Source organism: Planomicrobium sp. CPCC 101110, assembly GCF_007859395.1.
Classification (GTDB): Bacteria; Bacillota; Bacilli; order Bacillales_A; family Planococcaceae; genus Planococcus.
Map to the genome: position 1 here is coordinate 1 of NZ_VOHD01000005.1, position 8,140 is coordinate 8,140.

9 protein-coding genes are annotated in these 8,140 nt (G+C 36.1%); 6 read left to right on the plus strand and 3 right to left on the minus strand.

What is annotated here, in order from left to right:
- Window positions 1-144 precede the first annotated feature (144 nt).
- Window positions 145-426 carry a colicin immunity domain-containing protein gene (locus tag FQV30_RS07835; protein WP_146499613.1) on the minus strand — a complete coding sequence of 94 codons (282 nt, stop codon included), beginning with the start codon at window positions 424-426 and terminating at the stop codon, window positions 145-147.
- A gap of 359 nt (window positions 427-785) precedes the next feature.
- Between FQV30_RS07835 and FQV30_RS07840 the strand changes: the two genes are divergently transcribed.
- Both FQV30_RS07840 and FQV30_RS07845 read left to right on the plus strand, forming a co-directional pair.
- Window positions 786-1,151, plus strand: coding sequence for an immunity protein Imm33 domain-containing protein (locus FQV30_RS07840; RefSeq protein ID WP_146499614.1), 366 nt, complete (start codon window positions 786-788; stop codon window positions 1,149-1,151).
- A 288-nt stretch (window positions 1,152-1,439) separates the two neighbouring features.
- Complete coding sequence (locus FQV30_RS07845; protein ID WP_146499615.1) at window positions 1,440-1,997, plus strand: MerR family transcriptional regulator; 558 nt, start codon at window positions 1,440-1,442, stop codon at window positions 1,995-1,997.
- 87 nt (window positions 1,998-2,084) lie between these two features.
- On the opposite strand, the gene FQV30_RS07850 is transcribed toward FQV30_RS07845, so the two are convergent.
- Together FQV30_RS07850 and FQV30_RS17915 are read right to left on the minus strand one after the other, a co-directional pair.
- Window positions 2,085-2,789: a hypothetical protein gene (locus FQV30_RS07850; protein WP_146499616.1), complete on the minus strand. Its 705-nt coding sequence runs from the start codon at window positions 2,787-2,789 to the stop codon at window positions 2,085-2,087.
- A 393-nt stretch (window positions 2,790-3,182) separates the two neighbouring features.
- Window positions 3,183-3,464, minus strand: coding sequence for a hypothetical protein (locus tag FQV30_RS17915; protein ID WP_186725571.1), 282 nt, complete (start codon window positions 3,462-3,464; stop codon window positions 3,183-3,185).
- Window positions 3,465-4,340: 876 nt separating this feature from the next.
- Here FQV30_RS17915 and FQV30_RS07860 point away from each other — a divergent pair.
- The 4 genes from FQV30_RS07860 to FQV30_RS07870 all read left to right on the plus strand — a co-directional run bounded on the left by FQV30_RS07860 (window position 4,341) and on the right by FQV30_RS07870 (window position 7,588).
- On the plus strand, window positions 4,341-4,811 hold the full coding sequence (locus FQV30_RS07860) for a winged helix-turn-helix domain-containing protein (protein WP_255473366.1): 471 nt from the start codon (window positions 4,341-4,343) through the stop codon (window positions 4,809-4,811).
- 286 nt (window positions 4,812-5,097) lie between these two features.
- Window positions 5,098-5,250 carry a hypothetical protein gene (locus FQV30_RS17920; protein WP_186725572.1) on the plus strand — a complete coding sequence of 51 codons (153 nt, stop codon included), beginning with the start codon at window positions 5,098-5,100 and terminating at the stop codon, window positions 5,248-5,250.
- A gap of 55 nt (window positions 5,251-5,305) precedes the next feature.
- Window positions 5,306-5,806, plus strand: a complete 501-nt coding sequence (locus FQV30_RS07865; RefSeq protein WP_186725573.1) for a tyrosine-type recombinase/integrase — start codon at window positions 5,306-5,308, stop codon at window positions 5,804-5,806.
- A gap of 612 nt (window positions 5,807-6,418) precedes the next feature.
- Window positions 6,419-7,588: a replication initiation protein gene (locus FQV30_RS07870; RefSeq protein WP_146499619.1), complete on the plus strand. Its 1,170-nt coding sequence runs from the start codon at window positions 6,419-6,421 to the stop codon at window positions 7,586-7,588.
- Window positions 7,589-8,140 lie beyond the last annotated feature (552 nt).

Consider the following 8,140-nt stretch of genomic DNA (forward strand, 5'->3'; position numbering starts at 1 on the left):
GGCAACGGGCCGTTTTTAGGGGCCTCCACATGGAGGCATTTCATGCATTTTGATGATATCAGGAAAACCCCAGGCTCCGCCTGGGCTAGCACCGAAAGTGATAGCAGTTTTCCCTTATGCTCTTTTCTCGCTTTGAGTCATAAACTATTGATTGGCCATTAATTTATTTAATTCATTCACTGCTTCAATAACTTCTTTTCGAAGTTGTTGCTCTGAAATTTCAAATGGAGTTTCTTGCCCCGGAAGACATTCATGCCAATAGCAATCTGCTGCTTCAAATACAGCATTCAAAATCTTATATTGAGCTTCAGTCATTCGATCATCCCACTCAATAAATTTTTTCATGTACAGTGTTTGAAATTCGTCGGCTGATAGTTCATTCTTAATGAATTTTGTCATTAGATCTTTGTATTTGTTCTCTAACATTACCGTTACACCTCTTTCTAAATACTACGGTTCGTATTATACAAGGGTTTCGTAGATTCTATTTTTTTGAGAAGAAGGCGTGTTCCTGCTTTGATTCATCTAGTAGTGTAAAAATCCAGGAGTGCCCAGTTATACACCACCCCCAAATCGGGATGGTGAAAGGGATTCACATGTCGCCTTCGGATGTGAAAAATGAATAGATAAAGATAAAAAAACAGCAATAATTCGTTCGGAAATCCAGCTTCAAATATACATTTATATTTAATAAAGTTAAGGAAAGAATAAAAGTAATCTAGGAAATTAAACAGAAAAAGAAAATACATAGTTTCATATCTAAAAAAAGAAAAGAGGGCCTCGCAATGAAAAAAATTTTTACCGTTCACCAGCAAATGAAAATCTGCAAAAAATATAACGCAAAATTTTATGAAGCACAAAAAGAGTTGAAAGTAGGAATTGCCTTAAATGTTAAAGATGGTGTTTTACCGATTAATGGCATGCGTATACCGCCGGAAGGAGATACAACAGGTTGGTATATCTGGGGAGGAGAAGGTTTTTCTGAAGATCCGGATTTTTTCGTTCCCTTGCACTTAACTCATATTGAAGAATGGATACCAGGAATAGAAAAATATCTGGGGCTGGCACCAGGGTGGCGTTTTTTGATTGCAGGAGACTATGAAGATGTTTGGTATGATGAGACCTTAATTGAACTTGAAGAGCTAGATTGATTTGAAGAGAAATTTCTACAGTCTATCGAAATTTTTCTAGAATCATGAAGTTGTCTATTAGACCTTGTTACCGAATCGAATTTGGCCGACTATATTAGAAAAATTCAAGTTTACATATCCCAACTTATCGGAAGTCCTCTAACAGAAAAGTGGAGAAGGTGCTGGCTTGTAGCATCTTCTTTTTGTTTTTTCTAGAAATGCTGTTAAATCAGTATCTTTCAGCCTAAAAGAAGCATAAAATAAAGCTATATTTAAACTTAATTAAAGCTAAATTTAAGGGGTGAAAATATGCGCATTCCAATCGGTCGGCTGGTAAAAGAGCTGAATCTTGAAGCCCATCAACTTCGGGAATGGGAAAAACGGGATTGGCTTGGAGAAGTCGTGAAAGACCCCAAACAGAATCATCAACGGGTTTACACCGAAGAACAAGTGGAACGGATCCAGCTGATTGCCGAAACCATTCAAGCGCAGCGAACAAAAGGGATTAAACGGACTAATTTTGAAGAAGTTGAGGCTAAATTATTGGACCGGTTCGGGGGAGAAGTAAAGCGTATCGATACGGATTTGGTGGTTGCTCCGCAATCCCTTAATCAGATTGTCGAATTATTGATGAGCCAGAATCAGAAAATCAGTGAGCTGCAGCAACTCGTGCAACAGCAGCCGAAAAATCAATTGCGCGATCCAGTGGATCATACGGAAGTGCTTGCAGACATGAAAAACGAAATGAAAAAGAGCCAGGAACGTGAAGAACAGCTTCTGGCTTTGGTCCAGCAGCTGCAGAGCGACCTGGACGAATTGAAAAAAGCGCCGGCAAAATCCAAGTGGAAGTTTTGGAGCAAAGATTAGTAAGCGAAGGTAACTTAAGCGCAGTTAAGTTACCTTCGCTTACAATAATATGCTTTTAAATCTAGCCTTTATAAAAAGTTCGATTTACTAAAATATATGGCTGGAAATAAAGTTTAAAATTAAAGGTAGAAATACAAGGATAGCAATAGTCCATGTAACACTTCTTTTCTTCTGATTTTTATTTATATGAGCTAATGTCGTATCAAACTCAATTTCTGGATACAATTTAAATAACCATTGGTTTAGCAACAATTTAGAAATTATTTGACCCACCATTATTGAGAATGCAATGGAGATAAAAATTTTTATAGAATCTCCATTCTGTTCATCAATTATGTTGGAGAAGAAAGACAAGAATAAAAATATAGCAAATGTTAATCCAAATAAGTACCCGATTAGAGATTGACTTTCATGATTAGATAACAAAAAATTTTGTTTTGGTGTTGTTTCAATTATCTCTTTAATCTTTGTAAATTTTGCATTTACCCAATCTTGATCTTCCCCTGCCACTGAATAATCATTAGATAAATATTTAATATATATATATATTTTCTTGTTCAAAGAATAGTTGGTCAAACTAAATACAACTGATTTTATTATCTTGGTATCATCAAGTACAGATGTATCATAGCCAATATTGGTAGTTCCATCTTCGAAATGGATTTCAAGTCTCAGCTCAGTTCTTTCATGGTTTATCTCTTCTTTTAGATTCATCAAAAACTCAATTAATTTTTTTAAATCTCGTTCCTTAAAAATTTTATATTCAATTATTCCTGTTTTCTTAACTTCCATCTGATTCTCTCCTTAGGTCTACTAAGTGGTTTTGTTATTTGAATTGTAGCAAAATACCTAATAACTTATTCTGAATTAATAACTAAAGTGAAACTTATATATTTTTATTAATAGATTTCATTACATTGAAGTAAGAAGATAACTCTTTCTAAAAAGTTTTAAAAACATAAAAAGTGGAAAAAACATAAAATTACAGAAGCATTTTAAAGATATTTAAAGCTTTTTCTTGTTTTTTAATGTTTTTATGTGATAATCTAATTAATAGAGTTACCTTTTAAACTGTATTAATTTAATAAAAAGAAAAAATCCTAAGCTGCGCTAACAGCTCAGGACATTAATGGGATGCGCTAACATCCTATAATTTATTTTTTCTCTAACTCAAGTCTTATTGCTTTAATCAACTTCTTCCAAAGAAATTCGCAAAATTTCATTGCCAAACGAAGAAGCCACAATGTGCATAGCCCGACCAAAGCCCAATGCACAGTAATGCCGAATGCTACGAATGTAAATGGCACATATTGGCCAATACACAATCCTAGTAGTAAATCTAAAACACGCTTTTCCATAGGTTTCATTCTCCTTTCTACTTACAGGAGAAAAATCAAGCAAATTATGCAATTGTCGACCAACCCTTTCAGTATTTTTTGGTAAACCCAACGCAGTTACCAGCTGCATTGCAAAACACTCTTGCTATATATAAACAGGGAAATACCCTGGAATTTTTCACAACAAAAAAGCCGATCATGGCTTATTTTTTTTTGCCAAGAATCAGGTTTATTCTGAATAGCTATGGATTAACATATAAGAAAATACAATTAACCCATCTTTTCATTATCCATAAAATATTGGTAATAGTCAAGGAGTATATTTAGATTTTTTTGTAAATTCATGACATATAAAATAGTTTTCTTTCTCAAATTATAAAAGAACAAATTTTTATTTTTTATAGGAGAATGCTCTTTACTTAAGTAGGCGTTTAAGCTGCTTATTTAAGACGTTCTACAGAGACCACACCCTTGATGTCTCATATTTGCATAGTAAAAAATCTGACGTATTAAAACGTTTGTAAAGCTAACAATGGCTTTTGCTAGCTTCAACTGTCTGATTTCTTCAAAAGAACAGTCCTGCTTACTAGGACTGTTCTTTTTATTAGAAAAAAAAGTAAGTAAATCCTGATGAAAACAAGACAACAATTAAAATCTTTATGATCCAATAATTCACAGAGAGCTTGAGTTCAATTGCATCGCTTTTTTTATCGATTCTAAGGTTCATTGTCGATCACCCTTTCTATAATCTAAAAGAAGATTAATTTTTATTTTCTAGAAAGTATCTTGCTGGAAGGGAAAGCTTTTTTAATTTACTTTATTATAGATTTTATCTATTATATAGGGAAGCGATACAATAATTGAAAAAAACCTAATAAAACATTGGTGTGAAAGCATTTGTGTTTTTTAATTTCTTAAAAAAAGTTGTGAAATAAACATATAAAAGTTGTGTAAATTTCAACAAAAACAAAAAAAGTTGTTTTTAATACAACAAAAGGAGTTTAACATGGTGAGGCGAAAAAGAATTGGAAACGGAGTTTATTGGGGAGCATTCGCTCTAGGATGGTTTAAACATTTACATAGTTCTAACCTCAATAGCACAGATTATAGAGTCTTGTTCCTCCTTTGTGAAAAAATGAAATTTGATGACAATACAGCTTATTTAAAACAAAAAGAAATATCTGAAGCATTGAATATGGATAAAGGGAACGTTTCAAAGTCCATTAAAAAGCTTCGGGAGGAGCAATTTATTTTCAAAAATAAAAATGGATTTATGATTAATCCACATCTCTTTTATGTCGCAAAAGGACGATCTATTGACCGAGAAATATTACGTGATGAGTTTGATGATTTAATTCGTGAAGCTGGTTTAGATAGAAAATTCAATTTAAATGAAGACGAACACAAACTCGAAGAGCATCCTGATAAATGGGAAAAGTCGCTATCAGAATCAGCACACAATCATATTCCTTTTTAGCTTTTGATCGATAGCATGGAGGGAAAACTAATAAACAGCGAATGTAACTTATTCTAAATTAAGTTACATTCAAAACCTCCATTCCATTGACTTCCCGAAAAAAACAAGCGAAACTGAAATTGCGCGAAAAAATGATACATTCAGATCGTTGATTCCACTGGGCTCATTTTATCTTGAGGGCGCTTTTTTGTTTTTGACAAAAATCCTTAAGTAATCAAGTACATAGGTGATTTATCCAATATAAAACCAGCGTCTACAATCTAAAAGCTGAAGGAGGAAACTTTCCATGATTTATCGCTATCTTCTGGTATTTGCCTTGTTTTTCAGTGTTACCTTTTTCTTGGATTATCCGAATTTGCTTTTGCAGCTTCTATCCTCTCTTTTTGCGGTAACCGTAACTGCACCGTTGCTTTCTTGGAAAGGAGCTTCTCGTGAATAAACAACACGAAATCAAAGATGTGCAGCCGATTCGGTCACTGGACCAGATTGAGGACATGAAATGGAGCCTGAAAAAGTGGTGCGGCGAACGGGATTACCTCCTGTTTCTCCTGGGCATCAATTCGGGGCTGCGGGTCGGGGACCTGTTAAAAATCAAAACGAGCGAGATCCAGGGCAAACAGGTCGTCTCTTTACGGGAAGGCAAGACCGGGAAGCGCCGGACCATCCACCTCGGCAACATCTATGATGAGCTAAACGCCTATATCGCCACGTTAAACGGCTCCGAATGGCTGTTTCCGAGCCGGAAAGGGCAAACCCCCATCACAAGGGTCCAGGCGTACCGGCAGCTCAACAAGGCGGCCCAGATGGCCGATATGCCCGACGGCATCGGCACACACACCCTGCGCAAGACGTTCGGCTACTGGCATTACAAGCAGTTCCGGGACATTGCCGAGCTGCAGAACATCCTCAACCACACGCATCCGAACGTCACGCTGCGCTACATCGGCATCACAGACGAACAGATCGAGAGCAACCTGAAGAGCTTTCGGCTCTAAAACGATGAACACGCCTGGAAATATCCAAAGTGTGTTCATCGTTTTTTTATATAGTCAAAAAAAGCCATTTAAGGGGGTTCTAAGACTTTTTAAGAATTGGACTTCCCTCAGTTCGTCTTTTTTCTAAAAATCGTTTTTAGAGGGGTTCTAAGCACTTAGGCAATCCTGTTGAAAATACAGGAGACAACTGAACTGATTTTCTAGCAAATTCTTTTGATCTTGATGTTAATTTTGAAAAGCCACACTTTCGGTCCCATCTTTCACCCCACCACCAGTTCTCTTGCGCGCATGCGCGTGTTGTTGGTGTTTTTATATATTTTGATTAAGTTCTTTGTTTTAAGTGATTTAGAGGTATTAAAAACCCTTTGCTATCAAGGGTTCAAACGATTTAAAGGTAACACTTTCGGTCTTAAAGGTAACACTTTCGGTCTTAAAGGTAACACTTTCGGTTCCTTAAAGGTAACACTTTCGGTCTTAACTATTACATTTTCGGTTCCAAATATAACATTTAAATATTATTTGTTATATTAAGGTTGACTACTGAAAAAATTTTATTTAGAGTTTAATTTAAGATAACTTGTATTTTACAAAAGTTATAGATGGAGGAGTTATATGCAGGAGAACTATTTAGTAGCGCAAAGAAATGACTTGATTGAGGCTCGGCATACTAACCCTTTATCTGTCAGAGAACAGAAAATAGTACTGACAATGGTGAGTATGATTCAACCGACAGATGAAGATTTTAAAGATTATCGGATCTCTGTAAAAGAATTTAGTGAGATGTTAGGGTTAGAAGGAAGCGCAAAATATACGGAACTAAAAGAAATTACTAAAGACTTAATGTCTAAAAGTATTGAAATTCCTCGTGCTGACGGAGGTTGGTTATTTGCTAACTGGATATCCAGTGCTGAGTATCAGAAAGGTGAAGGAATCATAGATTTATCTTTTTCACCAAAATTAAAACCTTATCTCTTACAACTTAAAAACACATTCACTACATATCGTCTTAGCAATATACTATCGTTAAAAAGTACGTATTCAATACGATTATATGAACTTATGAAAAAGTGGCAACATCTTGGAAAATGGTCTTGTACTATTGAAAATTTCAGAGAAAAAATGGGGGTTGAAAGTAAAAAATATCCTAGGTATGCAAATTTAAAAGCTAGGGTATTGAATCCTGCACTTGAAGAAGTAAATGAAAAAACAGATCTTTCTATTAGCATTAAAGAACTTAAAAAAGGACGTAGTGTAGTAGGAATCGAATTCATAATTCGTCATGCTCCTGAAAAAGAAATTCGATTGCCAAGTTTGGAAAATCACTCAGAACCGACAAAAGAATTCAATGAATTGGACGAGCTGCGTGTTCGATTGAATGAGTTGGCCGAAGGGTATCAATTCGATTCCCTCTTCTTTTCCCAGTTGCACCAGGGCGCTTCATTGATCTGGCATAAGGACACGGAAAAGGAATTAGAGATGCTGATTCGCTACGTCAACGAAGAAAAAACGGTAAAAAATCCTCTCGGATTTATCAAATCCAAAATCACTTCTGCGTGGGAAATCTATGAAGCCGGTGGGCGCATTACCTTTGCCGATCTGCAGCCGGCAGAAGCCCGGACCACCGGAAGAACGGAAATGTTGCCAGAGTGGTTCACGACAAAAGATGAACCGTATGAATCTGCTGATGCCAGTCCAGAACTTGAAGAACTGAAAGCAGAAACGCTCCGGCAGTTAGCAAAAAAGAAAGAGGATTTTGCTAGAAAGAAGAACCAAAAAAATTAAAAAAACAAAAAATCCGGAACGTTCTTTTTGCTAAAAATGAACAGCGTTCCGGATTTTTTTCTGTGCTACCGTTGATTCAATAAATTTGCGCACGACCTGAAAAAACAGCGAAAAGAGCATAAGGAAAACGTGCTTGCAATTTCATTGCAAGACCAGGCAGAGCCTGGGGTTTAAATGCTTGCGCCAAATTTCGGTTTTGGCACACTTTTGTGACACTCTTTTTTCCGGTTTGTCACAAGTTTGTGACAGCATTTTTTGGCGGTTGGTACAGTTTTGTACCACTTTTTTTCAGCAAAAAAACGCTTCGTTTTTGTTTTGGAGATCCATTTTAGCTGTATAGATCTTTCTGGAAAATGAAGCTCTTTTTTATCCAGTTTTCTTTTTTTATTGTCCTGCAGCCAGAAAAAAAGATGCCTCCATATGGAGGCAACGGGCCGTTTTTAGGGGCCTCCACATGGAGGCATTTCATGCATTTTGATGATATCAGGAAAACCCCAGGCTCCGCCTGGGCTAGCACCGAAAGTGATAGCAGTTTTCCCTTATGCTCTTTTC

Coding starts and splice junctions, on each gene's coding strand:
- FQV30_RS07840 (WP_146499614.1), top strand. CDS start 786: ATGAAAAAAATTTTTACCGTTCACCAGCAAATGAAAATCTGCAAAAAA.
- FQV30_RS17920 (WP_186725572.1), top strand. CDS start 5,098: ATGATTTATCGCTATCTTCTGGTATTTGCCTTGTTTTTCAGTGTTACC.
- FQV30_RS07870 (WP_146499619.1), top strand. CDS start 6,419: ATGCAGGAGAACTATTTAGTAGCGCAAAGAAATGACTTGATTGAGGCT.
- FQV30_RS07860 (WP_255473366.1), top strand. CDS start 4,341: ATGGTGAGGCGAAAAAGAATTGGAAACGGAGTTTATTGGGGAGCATTC.
- FQV30_RS07850 (WP_146499616.1), bottom strand. CDS start 2,789: ATGGAAGTTAAGAAAACAGGAATAATTGAATATAAAATTTTTAAGGAA.
- FQV30_RS07835 (WP_146499613.1), bottom strand. CDS start 426: ATGTTAGAGAACAAATACAAAGATCTAATGACAAAATTCATTAAGAAT.
- FQV30_RS17915 (WP_186725571.1), bottom strand. CDS start 3,464: ATGCAGCTGGTAACTGCGTTGGGTTTACCAAAAAATACTGAAAGGGTT.
- FQV30_RS07845 (WP_146499615.1), top strand. CDS start 1,440: ATGCGCATTCCAATCGGTCGGCTGGTAAAAGAGCTGAATCTTGAAGCC.
- FQV30_RS07865 (WP_186725573.1), top strand. CDS start 5,306: ATGAAATGGAGCCTGAAAAAGTGGTGCGGCGAACGGGATTACCTCCTG.